The organism is Actinoplanes lutulentus (genome assembly GCF_003259845.1).
GTDB lineage: Bacteria > Actinomycetota > Actinomycetes > Mycobacteriales > Micromonosporaceae > Actinoplanes > Actinoplanes lutulentus.
The window spans coordinates 208,150-229,968 of the sequence record NZ_QLMJ01000009.1 but is presented as its reverse complement, the minus strand read 5'-3'; the positions used below and the strand labels follow the sequence as shown (position 1 = coordinate 229,968).

At 69.5% G+C, this 21,819-nt stretch carries 25 protein-coding genes; 8 read left to right on the top strand and 17 right to left on the bottom strand.

The features are described 5' to 3' along the window. Positions 1-9: 9 nt before the first annotated feature. Positions 10-960, bottom strand: a complete 951-nt coding sequence (locus B0I29_RS21040) for a hypothetical protein (protein ID WP_111650730.1) — start codon at positions 958-960, stop codon at positions 10-12. 2 nt (positions 961-962) lie between these two features. Further along, positions 963-1,463, bottom strand: coding sequence for a SigE family RNA polymerase sigma factor (locus B0I29_RS21035; RefSeq protein ID WP_111650729.1), 501 nt, complete (start codon positions 1,461-1,463; stop codon positions 963-965). Positions 1,464-1,543: 80 nt separating this feature from the next. Between B0I29_RS21035 and B0I29_RS21030 the strand changes: the two genes are divergently transcribed. Next, entirely contained in the window at positions 1,544-2,392 is an 849-nt protein-coding gene (locus B0I29_RS21030; RefSeq protein ID WP_220091382.1) for an alpha/beta fold hydrolase, read from the top strand. 115 nt (positions 2,393-2,507) lie between these two features. After that, positions 2,508-3,380: a phosphotransferase gene (locus B0I29_RS21025; RefSeq protein ID WP_245972654.1), complete on the top strand. Its 873-nt coding sequence runs from the start codon at positions 2,508-2,510 to the stop codon at positions 3,378-3,380. A 172-nt stretch (positions 3,381-3,552) separates the two neighbouring features. On the opposite strand, the gene menC is transcribed toward B0I29_RS21025, so the two are convergent. From menC to B0I29_RS21010, 3 genes are read right to left on the bottom strand one after another with little or no spacing between them, the layout of a single operon-like run. Then, positions 3,553-4,653, bottom strand: a complete 1,101-nt coding sequence (gene menC, locus B0I29_RS21020) for an o-succinylbenzoate synthase (protein ID WP_111650727.1) — start codon at positions 4,651-4,653, stop codon at positions 3,553-3,555. Beyond that, positions 4,650-5,276: a MurR/RpiR family transcriptional regulator gene (locus B0I29_RS21015; protein ID WP_111650726.1), complete on the bottom strand. Its 627-nt coding sequence runs from the start codon at positions 5,274-5,276 to the stop codon at positions 4,650-4,652. The genes menC and B0I29_RS21015 overlap by 4 nt, the downstream gene beginning before the upstream one ends. Continuing rightward, complete coding sequence (locus B0I29_RS21010) at positions 5,273-6,070, bottom strand: GNAT family N-acetyltransferase (protein ID WP_245972653.1); 798 nt, start codon at positions 6,068-6,070, stop codon at positions 5,273-5,275. Before B0I29_RS21010 ends, B0I29_RS21015 begins: the two co-directional genes overlap by 4 nt. On the opposite strand from B0I29_RS21010, the gene B0I29_RS21005 reads away from it, so the two are divergent. Beyond that, positions 6,041-7,123 carry a M20/M25/M40 family metallo-hydrolase gene (locus tag B0I29_RS21005; protein ID WP_111650724.1) on the top strand — a complete coding sequence of 361 codons (1,083 nt, stop codon included), beginning with the start codon at positions 6,041-6,043 and terminating at the stop codon, positions 7,121-7,123. The genes B0I29_RS21010 and B0I29_RS21005 overlap by 30 nt on opposite strands. A 26-nt stretch (positions 7,124-7,149) precedes the next feature. Next, positions 7,150-8,628 carry a PP2C family protein-serine/threonine phosphatase gene (locus B0I29_RS21000; RefSeq protein ID WP_111650723.1) on the top strand — a complete coding sequence of 493 codons (1,479 nt, stop codon included), beginning with the start codon at positions 7,150-7,152 and terminating at the stop codon, positions 8,626-8,628. On the opposite strand, the gene B0I29_RS20995 is transcribed toward B0I29_RS21000, so the two are convergent. The 6 genes from B0I29_RS20995 to B0I29_RS20970 form a co-directional block, all read right to left on the bottom strand. Further along, complete coding sequence (locus B0I29_RS20995; protein WP_181557900.1) at positions 8,629-8,991, bottom strand: STAS domain-containing protein; 363 nt, start codon at positions 8,989-8,991, stop codon at positions 8,629-8,631. A gap of 96 nt (positions 8,992-9,087) precedes the next feature. After that, a complete protein-coding gene (locus tag B0I29_RS20990; protein ID WP_111650721.1) occupies positions 9,088-9,573 on the bottom strand; it encodes a hypothetical protein in 486 nt (161 codons plus the stop codon). A gap of 6 nt (positions 9,574-9,579) precedes the next feature. Then, positions 9,580-10,749 (bottom strand): ABC transporter permease, encoded by a 1,170-nt coding sequence (locus B0I29_RS20985; protein ID WP_111650720.1) that lies wholly within the window; start codon positions 10,747-10,749, stop codon positions 9,580-9,582. Continuing rightward, a complete protein-coding gene (locus tag B0I29_RS20980; protein ID WP_111650719.1) occupies positions 10,746-11,450 on the bottom strand; it encodes an ABC transporter ATP-binding protein in 705 nt (234 codons plus the stop codon). Before B0I29_RS20980 ends, B0I29_RS20985 begins: the two co-directional genes overlap by 4 nt. A 3-nt stretch (positions 11,451-11,453) precedes the next feature. Further along, entirely contained in the window at positions 11,454-12,572 is a 1,119-nt protein-coding gene (locus tag B0I29_RS20975) for an efflux RND transporter periplasmic adaptor subunit (RefSeq protein WP_111650718.1), read from the bottom strand. A 70-nt stretch (positions 12,573-12,642) separates the two neighbouring features. Beyond that, entirely contained in the window at positions 12,643-13,809 is a 1,167-nt protein-coding gene (locus tag B0I29_RS20970) for an efflux RND transporter periplasmic adaptor subunit (RefSeq protein WP_111650717.1), read from the bottom strand. Positions 13,810-13,849: 40 nt separating this feature from the next. Between B0I29_RS20970 and B0I29_RS20965 the strand changes: the two genes are divergently transcribed. Beyond that, positions 13,850-14,512, top strand: coding sequence for a sensor histidine kinase (locus tag B0I29_RS20965; protein WP_245972652.1), 663 nt, complete (start codon positions 13,850-13,852; stop codon positions 14,510-14,512). 5 nt (positions 14,513-14,517) lie between these two features. Here the strand turns inward: B0I29_RS20965 and B0I29_RS20960 are convergent, their stop codons facing one another. From B0I29_RS20960 to B0I29_RS20950, 3 genes are read right to left on the bottom strand one after another with little or no spacing between them, the layout of a single operon-like run. Then, positions 14,518-14,928, bottom strand: coding sequence for a hypothetical protein (locus B0I29_RS20960; RefSeq protein ID WP_111650715.1), 411 nt, complete (start codon positions 14,926-14,928; stop codon positions 14,518-14,520). Beyond that, positions 14,925-15,101: a hypothetical protein gene (locus B0I29_RS45810; protein WP_181557899.1), complete on the bottom strand. Its 177-nt coding sequence runs from the start codon at positions 15,099-15,101 to the stop codon at positions 14,925-14,927. Before B0I29_RS45810 ends, B0I29_RS20960 begins: the two co-directional genes overlap by 4 nt. Before the next feature lie 45 nt (positions 15,102-15,146). Further along, positions 15,147-15,551 (bottom strand): response regulator transcription factor, encoded by a 405-nt coding sequence (locus B0I29_RS20950; RefSeq protein WP_245972651.1) that lies wholly within the window; start codon positions 15,549-15,551, stop codon positions 15,147-15,149. Between the two features lie 32 nt (positions 15,552-15,583). Between B0I29_RS20950 and B0I29_RS20945 the strand changes: the two genes are divergently transcribed. Beyond that, positions 15,584-17,887 (top strand): ATP-binding protein, encoded by a 2,304-nt coding sequence (locus B0I29_RS20945; protein ID WP_245972650.1) that lies wholly within the window; start codon positions 15,584-15,586, stop codon positions 17,885-17,887. Here B0I29_RS20945 and B0I29_RS20940 read toward each other — a convergent pair. Together B0I29_RS20940 and B0I29_RS20935 are read right to left on the bottom strand one after the other, a co-directional pair. Beyond that, on the bottom strand, positions 17,884-18,468 hold the full coding sequence (locus B0I29_RS20940; protein WP_111650713.1) for a hypothetical protein: 585 nt from the start codon (positions 18,466-18,468) through the stop codon (positions 17,884-17,886). The two genes, B0I29_RS20945 and B0I29_RS20940, sit on opposite strands and share 4 nt — an antisense overlap. Positions 18,469-18,553: 85 nt before the next feature. Beyond that, the gene (locus B0I29_RS20935; protein WP_111650712.1) at positions 18,554-19,552 is read right to left on the bottom strand and encodes a zinc-binding dehydrogenase; all 999 of its coding nucleotides are present in this window, start codon (positions 19,550-19,552) and stop codon (positions 18,554-18,556) included. On the opposite strand from B0I29_RS20935, the gene B0I29_RS20930 reads away from it, so the two are divergent. Together B0I29_RS20930 and B0I29_RS20925 are read left to right on the top strand one after the other, a co-directional pair. Beyond that, entirely contained in the window at positions 19,551-20,111 is a 561-nt protein-coding gene (locus B0I29_RS20930; RefSeq protein WP_111650711.1) for a hypothetical protein, read from the top strand. The two genes, B0I29_RS20935 and B0I29_RS20930, sit on opposite strands and share 2 nt — an antisense overlap. Positions 20,112-20,127: 16 nt before the next feature. Further along, positions 20,128-20,925 (top strand): hypothetical protein, encoded by a 798-nt coding sequence (locus B0I29_RS20925; RefSeq protein ID WP_111650710.1) that lies wholly within the window; start codon positions 20,128-20,130, stop codon positions 20,923-20,925. Here B0I29_RS20925 and B0I29_RS20920 read toward each other — a convergent pair. After that, positions 20,915-21,538: an SMI1/KNR4 family protein gene (locus B0I29_RS20920; RefSeq protein WP_181557898.1), complete on the bottom strand. Its 624-nt coding sequence runs from the start codon at positions 21,536-21,538 to the stop codon at positions 20,915-20,917. The genes B0I29_RS20925 and B0I29_RS20920 overlap by 11 nt on opposite strands. Between the last annotated feature and the right edge of the window lie 281 nt (positions 21,539-21,819).

Here is a 21,819-nt window from a genome sequence, read left to right as displayed (position 1 = left end):
CGCGCGCAGTCAGCCGACCCAGGACAGATCGGGGGCCGTGGCGTTCGCCGCGGCCAGGATCGCCGTCGTCTGCTCATCCGTCAGCGGCACCCCGCCACCGACCGCGTCCGCCGGCTCCCCCGGCAGATAGACGGTGAGGCCGTTGCGCGTGACCGCCTTGAACTGCTCCCCGCTCTCCGGCGGCGACGTCGACAACTGATAGGCGCTCCGCCCGTCCGACGACGTGAAGGTCAGCGACTGCGCCCCGCCGCCGCTCGTCGGATACACCTCGAACAGCGCGGTCCCATCGTCGTACCCAGGCGGCGTGACCGGCGACGTCATGGTGACCAGCGCGGTCGCGGTCGTCGCGGCCACCGACCGCGCGACCCGCAGCGCGATCGAGGCGTCGTCCCCGGTCCCATAGACAGAAACGGTCATCCACGGCCCACCCGCCGGCTGCCACTGCACGAACGCCGTGTCGGTCACCCACATCGTGCCGTCCGCCGAACCGATTTTCACCGGCTCCGCGGTCTCCCCCTCACCGGCCTGCTCGCCGATGCCGAACGTGACGCTGCCTTCCGGCACCTGAACCGAGTACGGCGAACCCTCCGGGTACCACGACCGGGACCCGCCGAGCGCCGTGAAGTTCACCGTCGTGAACCGCACCGCCCGGAACCGCTCGGCCACTCCGTCCGGCAACCACGTCGGCGCGTACATCAGCGACACCGCACGCACCCGCACCGGCTGAACCTCCGCGGGCGGCGGCGAAAACCCCGGCGGCGCAAGCTCACCGAGCCCCTCACCCAGCGCCATGGGTACGCCCACCGCAGCGGCAACCGTGGCAAACCCGGCACCGGCCAGCAACAACCGTCGCTGCCGATGTGCCCTGGCCCGGGCGTCGATCCGGGCCCGCACCCGTTCCGGCGAGACCGCCGTGGCAGCGATCGCGTCGAAAGCATCCTTGATCGTCTGATCGTTCACGGTCAGCCTCCGATCCTGGTGGCGTCCTGGGGAAAGTTCGCGCGCAGACTCGCCAGCGCGCGTGAGGTGTGGCTGCGTACCGTCGCGGGCCGGCAGCCGATCAGGTCGGCGATCTCGTGGTCGCTCAGCCCTTCGTAGAACCGCAGCGCGATCACGATGCGCTGCTTCACCGGGAGCTGGGCGATCCGCCGGATCATGGCGTCCCGTTCGCCGAGTTCGGCCTGCCGATCGCTGTCCGGCGCCGTGACGGTCTCCAGGGCCTCGTGCGACAACGGCACCACCCGGGACGCCTTACGCCGCCGCCACGACGCCAGCTCGTTGATGATCATGCGTTTCACGTACGCCTCGGGCGCGTCGGCAGCGGCGATCCGCTCCCAGCGTGGCTGCGCCCGGGCCAGGACCTCCTGAACGATGTCCTCGGCCAGGTGCGGGTCACAGGCCAGCACGGTGGCGTACCGCAGCAGCGCCGCCAGCCGTGCCGCCAGAAACTCCTCGAATGTCACCGGCGTTCCCCCTTCCGCCCCTCGTGACGCGTTCGACGGCAGGAAGTGTGGAGTGGCGCACCGACAATTATCGTGTGGGAGTGATCGAGACCGATGTTCGCCTGCCCGGCGGCCGCATCCTGCATGCCTATTCGTGGGGTGACGGCGACCGGGTCGTCCTGTGGCATCACGGCACACCCAACATCGGCCGCCCACCGGAGCCGCTGTTCGCGGCGGCGACGATTCTCGGCCTGCGGTTCATCGCCTACGACCGGCCCGGTTACGGCGGCTCGACGCCCAGCCCGGGCCGCGACATCGCCTCGGCGGCCACCGACGCGGCAGCGGTGGCGGACGCCCTCGGCGCCGGCGAGTTCGCGGTCATGGGCCACTCCGGCGGCGGCCCGCACGCCCTGGCCTGCGCGGCCCTGCTCCCGGCCCGGGTCACGGCGGCGGTCTCGATCTCGGGTCTGGCCCCGCACACCGCCGCCGGCCTCGACTGGTTCGCCGGGATGGGGCCGGGCAGTCTCGCCTCCCTCCAGGCCGCCGCTGCCGGCCGCGCCGCCAAGGAGACCTACGCCGCCGCACCCACGGTCACCGACCCGGACTTCACCGACGGTGACTGGGCCGCTCTCGAAGGCGTCTGGGGCTGGTTCGGCTCGGTCGTCGAACCAGCGATCAAAAACGGTCCGGCCCCGCTGATCGACGACGACCTGGCCTACGTCGGCCCATGGGGGTTCGACCCGGCCACGATCACCACGCCTGTGCTGCTCGTGCACGGCGGCGACGATCTCATGGTGCCCAGCTCGCACAGTGCCTGGCTGGCCGGCCAGATCACGAACGCCGAACTCCGCGTCGTCCCCGGTGCCGGACACATCTCCGTGCTGCCGGTCGAGGGCGAGCCTGCGCTGGGCTGGATCCCGGCGGTTACGCGTACCCGGAAAAATGCGTGAGCCGCCCGCCGGCTTGACCGAAAGGGGTCTGCTTTCGGCGCTTCGCGCCGGGTGGGGTGTCAATTCCGGGGAGATCGAGTTTCTTCCGGTCGGTGCGGGCAGTCACCACTGGTCGGTGGCTCAGCGTTGGTTCGTCAAGGTTGACGATCTCGGTTTCGCGCCGGAGGGCCGGGAGGCGGAGCTCGACCGGATCCGGCGTTCACTGCTGACCGCGGTCTCGCTGCGCGACGATTCCGGGCTCGACTTCGTCCTCGCCCCCATCCCGGACGAGACCGGCGCGGTCATCCGCCGGCTCTCCCCTCGGTACGCGTTATCGCTGTACCCGCTGCTCGAAGGAGTCTCCGGACCGTTCGCGCCGCATCCTCCGGCCGATCGCCGTGAGATCGCTGAACTCCTCGCCCGGTTGCACACAGCAAACCCGCTTCCCGGCAGCGACCCCTACACGATCGCGCCTCGCCTCGACCTGGGCGTGCCCGGCCGTAAGAAAATCGACATGGCGCTGAGTGAGCTGGATCGGCCGTGGAACGCGGGCCCTTACTCTGCGGAAGCACGCACCCTGCTGGCCGCCCGAGCCGACGACGTCCGTCAGTGGCTGACCGATTGCGATCGCCTAGCCGCCGACCAGCCGCAACACTGGGTGCTGACTCACGGCGAGCCGCACCCCGGCAACTTCCTGCGCACCGGCGACGGTCGCTTCCTGATCGACTGGAACACCGTCGCGATCGCCCCACCGGAACGCGACCTCTGGATGCTGACCAGCCGCTTCGCCGACCTGGTGGGCGAGCCTCCGGACGGCGACGACCGCGAGGTGCTGCGCCACTACGAGGAGCTGACCGGCCTCACGATCACCGACCCGGCCCTGAACCTCTACCCGATCCGCTGGGCGCTGTTCGACATAGCCATCTTCGTCGACGAACTACGCCGAGGCGAAAACCTGCCGGACTCCCTGACCTATCTGCGCGGTTACCTGCACCCCACCACGCCCTGAGCACCCATCACTCGCATGGGCCGCCGTCGAATGCCACGCTTTCGCGCGAAAGTCTGGTCAGCGACGGTCGGACAGGACGTAGGACGCTGCTGCCGTCACGGCCGAGACCGCCAGAACCGACGGCCAGGCGCCGATCTTCTTGGCCAACGGGTGGGAGAGCCATGGGCCCAAACTACGCCACTGTCACCCGGTCGATCGTCTGCGACTCGATGAAGGCGAGGTCCGGCTCCCAGCCCAGGCCGGGTGTGGCGGGGATGTCGACGAAGCCGCCGGTGCAGACGATCGGGGCGGTCGTCACGTCGCGGGCGTAGTACTTGTCGGAACCGGACACGTCGGACGGCATCGTGAAGCCGGGCAGGGAGCTGAGCGCCACGTTGGCGGCGCGGCCGATGCCGAATTCGTGCATGCCGCCGCACCAGGCCGGGATGCCTTCGGCGCGGGCCAGGTCGTGGGCGCGGATCGCGGGGGTGAGGCCGCCCATCCGGGAGACCTTGATGTTGACGACCCGGCCGGCGCCCAGTTTCAGCGCGGTGGCCAGGTCGGCGACGTCCTCGATGGATTCGTCCAGGCAGATCGGGGTGGAGATCCGTTCCTGGAGCGCCGCGTGGGCGAGCAGATCACGCGGCGCGAACGGCTGCTCGATCATCAGCAGCCCGAGCTCGTCCAATTCCAGAAAAACGGAGATGTCGGAAAGAGAGAACGCACCGTTCGCGTCCACGTGCAGCGGCATTTGCGGAAACGCCGCGCGCACCGAACGCACCACCCCCACATCCCAACCCGGCGCTATTTTCAGCTTCACCCGCTGATATCCCTCGGCCACCCGGGCCGCCACCTGTTCCAGCAACGCGTCGACCGTCGGCTCGATGCCGAGCGAAACGCCCGCCGGAACCCGCGAGCGCGTACCGCCCAACGAAAAAGCCAGCGACTCGCCGCGACCGGCCGACCAGAGGGACCAGGCAGCCACATCGAATCCGGACCGCGCGAAATGGTTACCCCGGATCTTGCCCATCGCCTGCGCCAGAACCGACGGATGATCCCAGGAAACCCCGAGCACCAGCGGCGCCAGGAAATCGCGCGCCACCGCCCAGCACGACGACACCGTCTCGGCCGCATAGAACGGCCCGCTCGGCGACGCGATCTCACCCCAGCCGACCGCTCCGTCGTCGTTTTCGATGCTCACCAGGATGTGGTCGAGGAATCGTTTGGCGTGCGAGCTCGTCTGGAACTCGTGCACGAGAGGCAGCCGAACCCGGCGCAGGGTTATCCGGGTCATGGCTCCTCCGCGTACAGGCCTAGTTCGAGGGCGAGTTCGTCGCGTTCACGCAGGCGGCGACCGGCCCCTTTGGAACTGGCGATGGTCAATGTGGCGAGCAGGTGAAGGGCGAGCACGACCGAGGCCGGCGAGTTCGCATAGGAGGCCGTGTCCGCGCCGATCACGATTTTCACCGCTGCCAGGGAGGCGAGGGGCGCGTCCTCGGCGTCGGTGACCAGGACCAGGTCACCGCCGTGCCGGACGTAGGACGACGCGATCTCGACGGTTTCCCGGCGGTAACGCGACATCGACACCGCGACGAGCAGATCACCCTGCCGGATGTCGCCGAGAACGTCGAGCGACCGCAGCGCAGCCCCGTCGACCAGGTGCACCCCGGAAAGACCGGCGCTCAGGTCGGCGGCGAGCAATGACGCATAGCTGTGCGACTTTCCGTACCCGAGCAGGTAACGGCGCCTCGCCGAGACGATGAGAGCAGCCGCGCGTTCGATGGAGTCCTGTTCGGCGGCCCACGCGAGAGCCTTCCCGAATTCGGCGCGCTGCTGTTCGAGCACCCGCTGCTTGAGCACCTGCGCGGAACGGCGCTGCACATTGCGGTCGAACCGCTCGGAAGGAGAAGACGTCACGACGGAGCATTCTCGAACACGTAATCGACGCCATCTCCGGCGCGTGCCACGCCGGCAAGCCGGCTCCCGGCCCCGAATTGGTCCATCAACTGCCTTCGCAACCGGCCGCGATCCACCGGGTCAGGCGCCGCGACCGTGTCACTCGCCGCGGTCCGCACGCTCGCGACCACAGGGGTACGCGTAACCGCACCGCCCCCGAGCCCCCAGCTGACGAGAACCCGATCGGTGCCGGGCTCACCATAGAAATCGGGCATGAAACGAATCCCGGTGGCACCGAGAACGGCGAAGTTGAAATGGGCGTTGCGTAACGCGTACGGATCGAATGTCCACCGCATGGAACGCGCCCCGGTGGCTCGCGCCGCAGTGGCCTGCGCCTGCTTCAGCAGGCGTCCGACGCCGCCGCCCTGCGCGCCCGGCGCGACCACCGCGGCCTGGCTGTAGTGGTAGATCTCGCCGTCCTCGACCGCGGTGAAGCCGTAGCAGAAGCCGATCAGCGTGCCGTCCTCACCGAACGCGCCGATCGCCGTCCCGGAGTTCCTCTGCAAGGCCATGATCAGGCGTGGGCTGAGACCCCACTCGGGCTCGGTGTATCCGAAGACCAAGCGGTAGAGCGCGGCGGCCGCCGTCGATTCAGCGATGCCGTCCAGGTTGCGGATCTCGGCCACGAGGACCTCCCGGCGATCAAAGATAGAAACCGTATGTTGCCCATCCTGGCGCCGAACGGGCTCGTTGACAACGCAGTTGATGGAAATTATGTTTCGCATATGTTGTACACCGCTCTCGAAGCGCTGCACCGGTACACACTGCTGGAGTCGCCGACCGGTGACCCGGTGAGGCTGGGTGAGCTGGCCGAGGTGCTCGAGGCGGACGCCGCCCGGGCCGGGTTCACCGTCACCCGCGAGCCGCATCCCACCGGCGACCACCTGCTTTGGAGCATTCCCTCGACCGGCAGCGAAGGTGCGCCGACCCTGCTGCTGACTCATTACGACACGGTCTGGCCGGTCGGCACCCTGGAGACGATGCCCTGGTCGGTGGAGAGTGACGTGATCCGCGGGCCGGGGGTCTACGACACGAAAGCCGGCATCGCGGCACTGCTGGAATCGGTCACCGGGCTGACGACCCATCCGGAGATCCGGGTGATCGTGGTGGCCGACGAGGAGATCGGCTCACCGACCGCCGGCGACCTGGTGCGCTCCGAGGCGGGCCGGGCCGGCATGGTCCTCGGGCTGGAGCCGCCGCATCCCGGCGGCGACCTGAAGACCGGCCGGCGGGGCAGCACCCGCGCCCGCATCGAGGTGACCGGCGTGGAGGCGCACGCGGCCCTCGACCCGGACGCCGGGGCGAACGCCATCGACGAGCTGATCGACCAGCTCCTGCGGGTCCGGGCCGGTGTCGCGGACCGGCCGGTGCTGCTGAACACCGGGACGATCGCCGGCGGCGGGCGTACCAACGTGGTGGCCGGCTCGGCGTACGCCGACCTGGGGCTGCGGTTCGTCGCACCGGAGGACGAGGAGGCGGTGATCTCGCTTCTCACCGATCTGCGTCCGGTGAACGCCAAGGCCGAGGTCACGACAACGCTGCTCTCGCGGCGGCCGACATGGCGGCCGTCACCACCCGGCGCCGACCTCCTGCAAAGGATCACGATGGCTGCCGCCGGAATCGGTCAGCAGATCGGCGGGCGCCCGGCCGACGGGGCCGCCGACACGAACACCACAGGATCACTCGGCGTGCCGACCGTCGACGGCTTGGCTCCGCGCGGTGGTGGTGCTCATGCGCGTACCGAATGGGTCTCGGCAATCGGCGTGGGTGAGCGAGTCGCGTTGCTCGGGGCGCTCCTGGCCGGTTGAAGGTTATCGGCGGTTAGAGTTCGCGCGTGATTGATCTGTTCGAGGCCGCCGGATCGCTGCGCGGGGCGTATGCGGACGTCGGCTGGGCGGCGACCACGCTCGGGCCGCCGGCGGCGTGGAGCCCGACGCTGCAGACCGCCGTGGACCTCGCGCTGCGCAGCAAGTACCCGGTCACGCTCTTCTGGGGTGACGAGTTCCGGCTGATCTACAACGAGGCTTACGTCCCGATGATCGGCGACAAGCACCCGTCGGCGCTGGGTGCGCCGACCGCGGACGTCTTCCCGGAGATCTGGGACGTCATCGGGCCGATGCTGGAGTCGGTGCGATCATCCCGGCAGGCGACCATGGCCGACAATCTGCTGCTGATGATGGACCGGCACGGGTTCACCGAGGAAACCTACTTCACCTTCTGCTACTCCCCGATCGTCGGACCGTCCGGCGAGGTCGAAGGCATGATCGACATCGCGACCGAGACGACCTCGCAGATCCTGGCCCACCGGCGCCTCGAGGTCGTCGCCCGTCTCACCGACGCGCTCGCCGCCGCCGGCGGCCCCGGCAACATCGCGGAACGGGCCCTGACCGTGCTCCGGTCCGCACCGGCCGACCTGCCCGAGGTCACGATCCGGCTCGGTCCCGTCGTCGACGTACCCGGCACCGAGTCGGTCCGGATCTCGGACGATCCGGTCGCGGCTCTCGACGTCCGGCTCAGCGAGCATCTGCACGCCGACGAGGCTTATCTCGGGTTCGTCCGGCTCATCGGAGCGGCGCTGACACAGGCGTTCACCCGGGCGCAGGTCCGGCTGGCCGAGCAGCGGATGTCCGAGGCGCTGCAGCACAGCCTGCTGACCGCGCCGGTGCGAGCGGCGAATCTCGACATCGCCGTCCGATATCGCAGCGCCGCGCACTGGGCCCAGATCGGCGGGGACTGGTACGACTCGTTCCAGTTGCCCGACGGCTCCCTCGCGATGGTCGTCGGCGACGTCACCGGCCACGATCGCGACGCCGCCGCGGTGATGGCGCAGATGCGTAACCTGCTGCGCGGTGTCGCGTACGGCCAGGACCGCTCGCCGGCGCGCATCCTCACCGCGCTCGACGTGGCGATGCGGGGCCTCGGCGTCGGCTCGTTCGCGTCCGCGTTGCTCGTCCGGCTGCTGCCCGGCCGGATGTGGTGGTCCAGCGCCGGCCACCTGCCGCCGGCCACCATCCAGCCGGACGGCCGGGTCACCCTCCTGCACACGTCACCCGAGACGTTGCTCGGCTTCAACCCCGCGACGGTACGCCAGGACCACACGACCGAGCTGGCACCCGGTACGACAGTGGTCCTGTACACCGATGGACTGGTCGAGCGGCGGCATCAGATCATCGACGCGGGGCTGGCGAAGCTCGTCGCCACATTGACCGACCGGCAGGACCTGAGCCCCGGCGAGATCTGCGACCTGCTGCTCGCCGAGCACGCCGGCGGCGACGACGATGTGGCGCTGCTGGTGTTCCGGGTGCTGGCCTGATCAGGCCTGTTCGCTCGTGCGCATGTCGAAGAGCTCGCCGAGCCCGGCCATCTCGATGACCCGCTGCTCCCAGGAGCGCACGTTGTCCAGCACGAGGTGACGTCCTTGCTCCTGGCTGACGGTGTGGCACTCGACCAGGACCCGCAGGCCCACCGAGCCGAGGAACAGCACCCCGCCCATGTCGACGACCAGCGTCTCAGGCGTGGAGGAGAGCATCGTGAGCAGCGTGTGCCGCATGTGCTCCCCGTTGTCCATGTCGATCTCCCCGCGCACGGCCACGGTGACCGACGTGGCGGTCTGCCCGGTGACCTCCAGCTCGATCTCGGCCCGCGGGCAGCAGTCGGGAAGGTCCACCGAACTCATGCTGCCCCTCCTCATGCCGACAACGTGTCTTAAGAAGTTACCAACACCCGAGCGCGAAACAGGGCAGCTGGCGCGTCGACATGGAGACAGTGAGCCTCAGCCGGCGGTCACCGTTGTCGCTGTCACGATGCCCTCGGTGTCGGCGGCGCCCACCACTGTCACCTGCTGGCCGCTGACCAGCTTGTCCAGCGTCGTCGTCTCGGACAGTTTCACGGCTGTGGTGTCGTTCGTGCGTACCGTAATGGTCTCGCCTGCGTCAGTTTCGACGTAGAGGGTGGTTCCGTCGATGAGCTTGACCGTTCCGGACGTGCCGGACGCGGACGCGGCAGCGTCCGGCCGTTGCCCTCCGAAACCACCGCCTCCGCTGGGCATCCCCGCATTCCTCGGAAAAGAGGACGCAGGAGAAGACGACGAACCCCAGCGTTCCTGGGCCTGCACTCCCCCGAGGAAGCCGCCCACCGCCAGGACCAGGCCCAGCAGGGCGAGCGTCGTCCGGTTCCACCAGCGTTTGGGCGCGGCCGCGGCGATCGCGCTGTTCAGATCATCGTCGGTACGGGGTAACACCTCGGTGTCGGAATCCACGAGTCCTCATTCGTAGCGGAGGGCGTCGATCGGCCGGAGCCGGGCGGCGCGGGCGGCCGGCAGGCCACCGAAGAAGAGTCCGATGAGCACGGAGACGCCCAGGGCGAGCGCGACCGAGCTGGGCACGATCACCGGCGTGACGCCGACGATCTCGAAGCGGCTGCCGATCACGGCGGCCGCGACGCCCAGGCCTCCACCGATAACACTCAGCAGGGTCGCCTCGATGAGGAACTGACTGAGGATCACCCGGCGGGGCGCGCCGAGGGCCTTCCGGATGCCGATCTCGCGGGTCCGTTCGGTGACCGTCACGAGCATGATGTTGGTGATCCCGATGCCGCCGACCAGGAGGCTGATCGCCGCGACCGCGCCGAGCAGCGTGGTGAACGTGTCGGCTGTCTCGGTCTGCGTCTCCAGCAGCTGCGAGGCGTTCTGGATGCGGTAGGAGTCCGCGTCCAGCCGCTGGTTCAGCACCGTGGTGATCTCCGACTGGACGGTGTCCACCATGTCCGAGTCGTGGGCCTCGACCAGGATCGAGCTGAGTGAGCCGTACCCGGCCAGGACCTGCCGGACCGCGCTGAGCGGCGCGACAGCGGTGTCGTTGGAGTCCTGGAAGCCGGACGAGCTCTTCTCCTGGAGCACCCCGGCCACGGTGAACAGCGCGCCGCCGATGGTGACCTGCTCGCCGACCGGGTCGACGCCGGTGAACAGCTCCTCGGCGACGGTCTGTCCGATCACCACGACCCGCCGGGCCTGCGCCTCGTCGTCGTCGGTGAAGACCGCGCCGGTGCCGACCGGGAAGTTGGAGGCGGTGAACCACTCCGGCGTGGTGCCGACGAACGTGCTGATCTCGTGCTCGGCGCCCTCGTAGGTCAGCGTCGCGGACGTGCTGACCACCGGCGAGACGGATTTGACGTCGGGGGCGAGCACCGGGTCGTCGAGCGCCTCCGCGGTCGCCGGGCTGAGTGACGCGCCCCGGCTGGTGCTCATCACGGTCAGCGTGTTGGTGCCGAGCGCGGAGATCCGGTCGGCAATCGCCTGGGCGGAGCCGTTGCCGACCGCGACGAGCAGGATGACGGCGGCGACACCGATCAGGATGCCGAGCATGGTGAGCACGGAACGGAGTTTGTTGGCCCCGATCCCGCGCAGCGCGAATCGCACAATTTCGTGAAAATTCATGCTGCGTGCCGTCCGATTCGCGCGTCCTCGACCACGTGGCCGTCGAAGAGCCTGATCAGCCGGTCGGCGTGCGCCGCCACCTCGTCCTCATGGGTGATCAGCACGATCGTGCGACCGGCCGCGTTCAGGTCGTCGAACACGCGGAGCACCTCCTCGGTGGCGTGACTGTCCAGGTTGCCGGTCGGCTCGTCGGCCAGCAGCAACGCCGGCTCGGTGACCAGCGCCCGCGCCACCGCGACCCGCTGCTGCTGGCCGCCGGAGAGCTGATTCGGCTCGTGCTCGGCGCGGTCGGCGAGGCCGACCAGATCCAGGGAGAACATCGCGCGGCGGCGCCGTTCCGCGGCGCGCATCCCCGAGTACGCGAGAGGCAGCTCGACATTCGCGACCGCACTCGTGCGCGGGATGAGATTGAACGCCTGGAAGACGAACCCGATGAGCCGGTTCCGGACCAGGGCGAGCTGCGCGTCGCCGAGCCGGCTCACGTCAACGCCGTCCAGCAGGTAGGTGCCGGTGCTGGGCACGTCGAGGCAGCCCAGGATGTTCATCAGGGTGGATTTGCCGGAACCCGACGAGCCCATGATCGCCACGTACTCGCCACGCTCGACCTCGATCGAGACGCCGTCGAGAGCGCGCACCAGGGTGTCACCCGCGCCGTAGACCTTGGTCAGCGAGCGTACGTCGAGCACCGGCCTGGCGGACATCGCTCAGCGCCCGCCCATTCCGCCGCCGGTTCCGCTGCCGCCGCCGGGTGGGGCGCCGCCGCCACCGCTGCCGAATCCCCCGCCGCCGCCGCTGTTTGTCGTCGTCGTGGTGGTGGTCGCGGTCGGGACGATCACTCGCTCACCCGCGGTGAGACCCGAGGTGATTTGGTACGCGTCATCGCCCTCCAGCCCGACCTGCACCTGACGCGTCTCCTGCTGGTTGTCCGTACCCAGCACGGTGACGGTCTTCCGGTTGCCGGTGCTGGTCACGGCTGCCGAGTTGACCATGACGGCGTTCTCGACGTTGCCGGTGATCACGGCGACGCTGACGGTCTGGCCGGGCTTGGCGCCGTCCGGCGGGTTCGGCAGGCTCACCGTGACGCCGTAGGTGACGACGCTGTTCGTGGTCGTCGCGGTCGGGTCGACAGCGATCACCTGGCCGGTGGTCTCGGTGCCCTGCAGAGCGTTCCAGGTGACGGTGGCGGACTGGCCCTCTTTGAGCTCGGTGGCGTCAGCCTCGGAGAAGGCGGCGGTGATCTGGAGTTTGCCGAGGTCGGCGAGATCAACAAAGCCGCTGCTGGTGCTGCTGCTCGTCGTGCCGCTGCCTCCGCCGCTGGATGAGGCTCCTCCGAGGGTGCCGTTCACTGCCGTCACCGTGCCCGCCATCGGCGCGGTCAGCTTCGTGCCGGTGACCGCGGCCTCCGCCTCGTCGACGGACAGCTCCGCCTGGGTGACCTCGTTCGTCGCGCTGCTCGTGTCGGTCCCGGCGTCCTCGGCCCGGTCAAGAGCGTCCTGAGCCGCGTCCAGGTTCGCCTCGGCCAGGTCCAGCGATCGTTCCGAGTCGGTGGCGTCCACCCGGGCCAGCAGCTGACCCGACGTGACCTTGTCGCCGACCTTCACCTTGATCGTGGTGACCGTGCCCGACGTGGTGAACGTGGCGGTCGCCGTCGAGGCGCTCTCCACACTGCCGTCGGCCGAGACCGTCTTCGTCACGGTGCCCTGGTCGACGGTGAGCGTACGCAGGCCGGAAGCGTTCGCCTCGGTGTCCGAGTCGGTGTCGCGCAGCAGTGTCCAGCCCCAGAACGCGGCGCCGACGATGAGCAGTGCCAGCAGTGCGTTCACGGCCGTACTGGGACGGCGAAGCGCTTTCACATCTGCATTCTGTCCGGTTCCCGAGGCGTTGTCCGCGACATCACCAGGAACGTACGACTTGTTCGCCCTCGGACAGTCCGTCGGTTATCTCGGTGTACTGGTCGCCGCGCAGCCCGACGGTCACGGTCCGCTCGACCGGATCGCTGCCACCACTCACCATGACCGTCCCGGACTCCCCGGCGACGTCGTGGACGGCGGTGGACGGCACCCGCAGCACCCCGGAGGCCTCGCCGGTGCGTACCTGGACCTGGGCGCTCTGCCCGACGAGCAGGTCGGACGGCACGTCGGTGAAGGAGAGCAGCACGCCGTACCGGACGAGGGTCCCGTCGGAGGTGCCGACCGGGTCGACCTGCACGACCTTCGCCTCGTAGCTCTCGTCGGAGTCGGCGAGGGTGACGGTGCCGGTCTGCCCTTTCGCGAGGGAGCCCGCGTCGGCTTCCGGGAAGTCGGCGGAGACCTGCATGTCGTACGTGTCGGCCAGCCCGATGAAGGTCGACCCGGAGTTGACCTTGTCGCCGATGCTGCCGGAGATGGAGACGATCGTGCCGGCGATGGGTGCTGTGATGACGGTGCCGTCGAGCGCTTCCTCAGCCTCGGCGAGCGAGACCTCGGCGTTGTTGACGGCCTGTTCGGCGTTGAGCACCTGGTCGTTGCCGGTGTCGGGATAGCCCTGGGTCGCACAGGCGGTGGCGGAGCCGACTGCCGCGATTTCCGCGCCGGCCGCAAGTTGCGCGCCGGCCGCGACCGGCGCGCCGCCGCCACCGGTTCGCGTGGCTACGGCGCAAGCTGTCGCGCTGGCCGTGGCCGCCGCCGCGTTCGTCTCAGCGGTGGCGAGCCGGTCCTGAGCGTCGGCAAGCTTGGTGGAGGCGTCGCTGACCTTCTCGGTGGCGTCCGCGTCGTCCAGGGTGGCGAGCTCGTCGCCCTCCTCGACCTTGTTCCCGGCACGGACCGCGATCGCCTCGACGGTCCCGCCCACGGCGAACGACAGGCTCCGGGTGGTGGCCGGCTCAACGGTCCCGGTGGTGGCCACGTCCAGGGTGACGTCACCCTTGTCCGCCGCGACGGTGACGACCCGCGCCGTCGTGGTTTTCTCGTCCTGGTTCACAGCGAACACCACACCCGCAGCGGCCACGCCCACCAGCACGATCCCGGCGCCGATCCACCGATTGCGCCGTTCAGCCCGGCTCCGCCCCGTTACCTTGCTCATGATCGCATTGTGTCTGCTGGCCGAACCGCAGGAGCCCTCTTTGCCGACGACGCCAAGCCGGCACCGGCGCCGCCAGCAGAACCGCGCCCTGGCCGAGCTGACCGCTTCCAAGGCCGAGCTGGTCAGTGCCCTGCTGCACGAGCTGCGCACCCCGCTGGCGGCCGCGCTCGCCGTGGTGGGCCTGTTGCCGGAGAAGACCGGCGACCCTGCGGTGGACGACGTGCTGCCGATCCTGGGCCGCAACCTGCACCGCATCGAGGACGTGGTCTCCGAGATCGCCACGATCAGCGGCCTGGAGAACGGCACGATCCCGCTGGATCACCGGCCGTTCTCACTGCCGGAGCTGCTGACCGAGGTGTCAACCGAAGCAGGAACGAGGGTGTCCCTGCCCGCCTCGCCGACAGCGGGCGATGTGATCGGCGACCGTACCCGGATGGCCCAGGTCTTCCGCCGGCTGCTGGCAGCGGTACGCGCCCTCGGCGGCGACGGCACGATGGACGTGACCGAGGAGGCCGGCCACTGGCGAGTGGCTTTCCGCCTGCCGTCCGAACAACCCACCGACCGCCTGTTCACCGGCCCGGGCGGCCAGGGCAACGCGATGGCCCTGATGCTGGCCCGAGCAGTGGTGGGCCGTCACAACGGTCAGGTAGCGGTAGAAACCCTCAACGACACGCCCTACCTATGCACCACCCTCCCCCACTGACCGACTCAGATCACCGCCACCGAGATGTCGTGACCGCCATAGGCTTCCGGAACGCGAGTCACCACCACGGCGCCCATCTGCTTGGTCTCCCAGATCACCTGGCCGACCATGATCGGTCCGATCAGGGCGGAGTGCACCGGATGGTGCAGGAGCCGCGGGCGGGCGATATCACCGACATCCACTGCGGCGTCCGCGGAGAGCGGCAACTCGGTGACGCCGGTGCGACCGAGAATGGCACTCCAGGCGGAGCCTGTGACAGCCAGAACCGCCTGTGCTTCGGCGACCGCGACTGCCGGAACAGCGATGCTGAAGTCGCCATCGGCCGCTCCGCCTAGGAGCTCCAAGAGCCGGGGATGCCCCTGAAACAGTTCCACCAGAGCTGAAGCATCGAGCACGCGTGGCTGGTGGTCTGTCACGCCGCGTCTCTCCGGCGCGCACGCATCGCTTCGACCTGGGCGTCACCCTCACGCATCCACGCCTCGAAGGCCGCTCTCTGCTCCGCTGTCGGTGGCGGCGGCACCGGAATGCCCACAGCGGCGCAGAACTCATGCACAGCCTTACCCCACGCCGGAGGCCTGTCCTCATCCATGTGCATGAGACTAGTAGGCATACGCCAAGATCGCCACCCCCGCCACTACCCCGTCACCGTCATCGTCAGCGCCTCCACCCGGGTCAGCAGATCCTGCGCGGTAAACGGCTTGACCAGGTAATCGTCGGCCCCCGCGTCAAACCCGGAAGCCACATCCAGCCACTGCCCCCGCCCGGTCAGCAGCAGGATCGGAACGTCCGCCGTCTCCACGTCATCCCGCAGCGCCCGGCACACCTCAAGCCCCGTCATCCCCGGCATGCTCACGTCAAGAACGGCACAGTCCGGCACCCGCTCATGCGCCGCGACCAGCCCGTCACGACCAGTGCTGCGCGTGTCCACATCCAGCCCGCCGGACCGCAACACCGTCTCCACGATCTCCAGCACCGTCGGATCGTCGTCGATTACCAGCACCGATGTCACAACCACCACCTCATTAGCCCAGTCCGGCACACCACAGCAAACAATTACCTAGAGTAGTTCTCATGTCTGATCTCGGTGATCGGATCGCCGCCCGCAAACCCTCACGCTGGACCGTGGGGCGCATGCTCGCGGCCGGTTTCACGCTCGCCCTGGTGGCCCTGGCCGTCGTCGGGATCAGTGCGTACGTCCGGATCGGCAGTCTCGTCGCGACCCAGGACCCGATGCGCCACTCGCACATGCTCCTCGGGCAGATCGGCGGGCTCGGCGACGCCATCCACAACCTGGACCGGGTGACCCGGGGCCGGCAGGACCCGCCCACGGCCCAGTGGACCGAGGCGTTCCAGATGAGCCGCTCGATGGTCGACCGCCGGCTCGACGAGGTCCGGTCCGAGGCGGACGGCGACCTGACCCATCTGGCCCTCGCCGGGCGCATCCAGGAGCAGGTGGACACCTGGACACCGACCAGCGGCGGCGACATGAGCCTGATCTTCCCGCTGGTCAGCGAGATGCATCAGCACGAGGAGGCGCAGCTCTCCCGCAAGCTCTCGGAGAGCCGGGCGAGCGCGCAGAACACCCGCTGGCTGATCCTCTGGTTCGTGGTGGCGACGTCGATCCTGGTGGCACTCTGCGCCCGCTGGATCACCAAGAAGATCACCGACCCGGCGAAACAGGTCACCGCGGCCGCCCAGCGCGTTGCCGAGGGTGATCTGACCCAGCGCGCCGAGGTGACGTCACCCCGTGAGCTGGCGCAGATGGCGCAGGCCGTCAACGCGTCGATGACCGCGATACTCACCGCCCACGACGAGGCGGTGGCCGCGACGAACGCGAAGTCGGCGTTCCTGGCGACGATGAGCCACGAGATCCGTACCCCGATGAACGCGGTGATCGGGATGACCGGCCTGCTCATGGAGACCGATCTGGACGAACGGCAGCGCGAGCTCGTCGAGACGGTCCACGCCAGCGGCGGCTCGCTGCTCGTGATCATCAACGACGTGCTGGACTTCTCCAAGATCGAGGCGGGCGAGCTCTCCCTGGACGAGCAGCCGTTCACCCTGCGTGCCTGCGTGCAGCAGGCGATGAACCTGGTGGCGCTCACCGCCGACGCGAAGGGTCTGCACCTGTCCAGCCACTTCACCCCGGAATGCCCGGAGATGGTGTGCGGCGATCAGGCCCGGATCCGGCAGATCCTGGTGAACCTGCTCGGCAACGCGGTCAAGTTCACCGAGCACGGCGCGGTCACCGTCGCCGTCTCGACCGCGCCGGACCTCAACGCCCAGGAGAGCGGCCGGGTCGCGATCCGCCTCGCCGTGCGCGACACCGGCATCGGCATCGCCGCCGATCGGATGGACCGCCTCTTCCTCCCGTTCAGCCAGGTCGACGCGTCGACCGCGCGCAGCTACGAGGGCACCGGCCTCGGCCTGGTGATCAGCCAGCGCCTCGCGGAGGCGATGGACGGCGGCATCACCGCCGACAGCCAGCCCGGTCACGGGTCCACCTTCGCGGTCACCTTGCGCCTGGGCGAGGCCCAGGTCAAAACCCCCCTTGGGTACGCGCAAAGCACCCCAGCCTCGACCGCACTGACCCCGGGCCGCAGCCTCCTGGTGCTGGTCGCCGAGGACAACCCGGTCAACCAGCGGGTCGCCCAGCTCCTGCTGGAACGCCGCGGCCACCGCGTCGAGATGGTCACCGACGGCGAGGCAGCCGTCGAGGCCGTCATGCGTACGCGCTACGACCTGGTCCTGATGGACGTACAGATGCCGGTCCTGGACGGCCTGGACGCCACCCGCCTGATCCGCGCCGACCCGCCGGCACACGGCGCGCCCCGGATCGTCGCGCTGACCGCGAACGTCATGGTCGACGACCGCAAGGCCAGCCGTTCCGCCGGTATGGACGGCTTCCTGTCCAAGCCGATCAACGAGGAGGATCTGGACGTCGTCCTGGCCACCGCGTCGGCGTACGCCGATGTGCGCCTGGCCGGTCAGGGCCCGATGCCGGGACCGGACACCGCGGAGCCGGACAGCATCCGGGCCTGCGTCGACGCGATCGCGGGCGTGGTGCCGGACGACCGGGAGCGGCTCGCCGAGATCCTGCACAACTTCGCCGACCGGCTGCCCGGCGTGCTCGGCAAGATGGAGGAGGCCGCGGCCTCCGGCGACACCCGTAACCTGGCCCGGCTGGCTCACGGCCTGAAGGGCTCGTCCTCCACGCTGGGCGCGAACCGCTTCGCCGCGATCTGCGCCGACCTGGAGGACCGTGCCTTCCGCCACCCGGAGGGCTCCGCCGACCTGCTGCGCGACCTGCACGACCAGGCCCGCGAGGTGAGCGCCACGATGAACACCCTTTCCCGCGAGCTGGTCAGCGCCTAGGACGCAGGGCCGTCGCACTCCTTGAGCGTGACCACCGGCGTGGTGACCTCGGTGGTGCCGTCGTCGCCGTTGAACACGACCCGGCCCCGACCCTGCGCTGCTTTCAGCCGCCAGCGATAGGTGTCGCCGGACCGGGACAGCAGCGGGCTCTTGGCCTTGACCTCGACCCAGGACCACTCGGTGCCGTTCGAGCGGAAGAGCAGATCGTTCTCGATCATGATGTCGGCGCCGAAGTCACCGGCCACGTCGACTCCCGTGTACCCGGTCCGGTGGTCGCCGTCGGTGTCGATGAAGACGTGGTGGAACTCGAAGTCGTCCTGGTACGTGGCGGTGAAGGTGACAGTGCCGCCGGACGAGCATGCCGAGTACTTCACGATCGGCTTCGCCGTCGCGGCCGGCACCGACGAGGACGGCGTGGGTGACGGCGACTCGGCCGCCGGTGGCGTGACGATCGGGAATCCCTTGCCCACCGCGTCGTTTGTCGCCTCGGCCTGCGCGCCGGCGCCGGCCCCGGCGCACCCGGAGACGGTGAGGGCGAGCGCGATCGCGGCCGCCAGGTGCCTGCCCGTACGCTCCCTCACCGTTACTCCACATTGTCTTAAATGTTGATCGATGTCCGACTGGCACCGTACACAACCATCATCGATCGCTTGACGCCAGCCGACGTCATGGCCGAAGGATGAGCCGGATCGGATTGCCCTCCCGGCTCTGCAGGCGCTCCACGGCGGCCGGGGCGTCGGCCAGCGGCAGCACGTCGCTGATCGAGCCGGCCAGGTCGAGCCGCTTCTGCCGGGCCAGCCGGACCAGTTCCTCGACGTGTTCCGCATCCGAGCCGTAGTGCCCGTGGATCGACAGCTTCAGGTAGTTGAAGAAGCTGTCCGAGCTGATCGTCACCGGTTTGTTGGCGATACCGGCGAGGATCAGCTTGCCGCCCCGGGCGAGCACGGTCAGCGCCTGCTCGCGGACCGCCGGTACGCCCGCGAAGTCGAACGCCACCGCGAGCCCGCCGCCGGTGAGCTCCCGGATCCGGCCGGCCTCACCGGGATCCAGTGCGAAGTCCGCGCCGAACGCCAGGGCCCGTTCCCGGGCCGCCGGCAGCGGGTCCACCGCGATCACCGGCGCCGCGCCGATGAGCCGCAGCAGCTGCACCGCGTGCGCGCCGAGCCCGCCGACACCCCAGACCGCCACCGGATCGCCGGCCTTGACCTGCGCGGTCGCCGTGATCGCCGCCCACGGTGTGGACACCGCGTCCGGGATGATGCAGGCCTGCTCGAACGGCAGATCGTCCGGGATCGCCACCAGCGTGTCGGCGCGGGCCGCCGTGTACTCGGCCCAGCCACCGTCGTAGTCGACGCCCCGCGTGTAGACGGTCCCCAGCCGGTCCCGCTGGCCGGCCTGCAGCAGGACCCGGTCCCCCGGCTTCCAGCCCTCGACCCGGTCACCCACCCGGTCGATCGTTCCGGCGGTCTCGTGCCCGAGGGTGACCACGTCACCGCCGAGCAGCCGCGGGGTCAGCCCGCCCTCGATCAGGTGCACGTCGGACAGGCACACCCCGGCCGCCTCCACCTTGATCAGAACCTCCTCCGGCCCCGGCTCGGGCACGTCCACGGACTCCATCCGCAGCGCGCGTTCCTTCAGGTGCAACCGGCCCGCAAGCATCTTCATGAAGATCACCCTATGGGCACCCGGGACCGGCTTCCTTGACATCGGCGCCGATGATGTCGGCGTGACCGAAGCGGAGCTGGTGATCTGGCGTGCCGAGACCGACGATTCCGGGTACGCCTGGCGTAAGGCCGGGATCTACCTGCTGGCCTCCGCCATCCCGATGGTGCTGATCTTCTGCGCCGGCGGGCTGATGGGCGCCATCCCGAACGCGCTCTGGCTGTCGCTGCTGCTCATTCCGGTCGGTGCGATCTTCGGCATCCGGGAGATCCTGATGGACCGCAGGGCAATCGTTGCCGTCGAGCTGCGGAACAACGCGTTCACGGTGACCGGCAGCGATCACCGGCGGACGAGCTATCCGGCCCGCGAGGTGAGCCGGATCGACGTGGTCCGCAACGTGTACGACGGCCGGCCCTCGAATCTCACGATGCGGCTGCACGCCGGCGGCCGGGTTCTGCGTACCCGGCCCGGGCCGCCCGACCTACCGGAGGGCTGGGCGGACGCCGTCCGGATCGCCGAGGTCGAGATGGCCGTCCGCGACAAACACCACCGCGACAGCTGACGAGGCGAGGCGTGACATGACCGGCTGGCGGCGCCGCGAGACCAAGCGGGAAGAACAGATCATCCGGGTTCTCCAAGAACCTCCGGAAGCCATCGACCTGCGCGGAGCCCGGCGCTGGCGGTGGGCGGACGAGCACTGGCGGGTCTGGCTGCGCCGCTCGGCGACCGGGGTGGAGCTGTTCACCCGGTGGCAGGAGTCGGACGAATACCGGTACATGCTGGGCGATGACGCGTACCAAATGCAGTTGATCGAGATTTTGACCCGGGCGACGCCGCGCGATTGTGCGGCGGCGGGTTTCGGCTGCACGCGGCGGATGGATCGGGCGTGCTCGGAGCCGTCGATCTGCTCCCGGGACCCGCTGCCGGCGGCCGGCGTCGATCCGCACCGGGAGGGTCCGGTGCCCGGCGGGTGCGACTCGTTCTACGGCGGCGACGATGTGCGGGTGCGGTTCAGCGCCGGCAACCGGCACCAGGCGGTGCGATGGTCGATGTCGCTGTGGATCGACGGTGTGCGGGTGGGCGCGGGTCTGCGGCTGGCGTCGAGCGGGTGGTGGCTCGACGACCGGTTCTTCGTGGTGCCGGCCGAGGGCCCGGACGAGCATCCGGCCCAGGAGTACACGATGGGCGACCTGGTCAGCGTCATCCACTCGGTGCTGATCCACGACGCCGCACTGTCGGTCACCCGGGTCCTGGTGCCGGGTCCCGAGGAGATGTGGACCGAGCCGTGGGTGGTGCGCGACGGCGACGAGCTGCGCGTTTATCCGGACCAGGAGACCTCGCGGGGGCCGGACCGGACGATCGTTCTCACGGACTGACCGCCGTGACGTCCCGGAGCCACTCCGGTCGTGGAGCCGGATAGTCGGACGACTCGCCCCACTCGCAGGACGGCCCGGTCTCGTCGATCTTCAGCGCCGATCGTTCCAGGTCTTCCGCGTACCGGATCAGCAGCTGCTCCCACGAGGGTGCGATCACGTCCCAGCACCCGGACTCGATATCCACCCGGACCACCTGCCCGACGGTGCCGCCCGGCGCCGGCGCGAGATCGAGGAACCACCAGATGTCGCCGTTCATGTCACCCACCACGACCCGCCGGCCACCCGCATCCATTCTCGGCAGCACCGGCCCGGTGACACTGAGGAACGCGTTGTCGATCAGGTAGGCCCAGGCTCCCGGATTGTCGAACTGCTGATCGTCGCCGGCGTTCGCCCGCCACATGCGCGTACCGTCGACGATGCCCGAGGCGCTGTAGAGACTGTCCAGCGGCACCGGCTGGGGCATCCCCCACTCCGTGCCGTCGTGGATAAGCAGGCTGGCCCGGAAGTCGCTCGGCAGGGTGAGCCCGAGCGCGGTCTCAGCGGCGTCGATCGCAGCGGGGTCAGCGGGCCCGGCGAGCTTGCCGGCCGCCTCCGGCAGAACCTCAGCCAGCACCGCCTCAATCCGAGCCCACGCGTCCGCAATCACGCGACACCCGCCCGGCAGCCAGGCAACCAATCGACAACAGTCACCGCCGCAGTCTAGATAATCCCCGCCCGCGACCTCGAGCCGTCGCTCAGCGAGGTTATGGCACGGCTATGACATGCCTGACCTACGGCTCGCCCGGCCGACGGGCGTCCATGCCGGTCCGAGCGCCTGACCAGCGCGGGATCTCGTCGGCGCAGAGCCGGCCCCGGACCACGCAGCGGCGAGACGGAATGCTTCACGACCCCCAG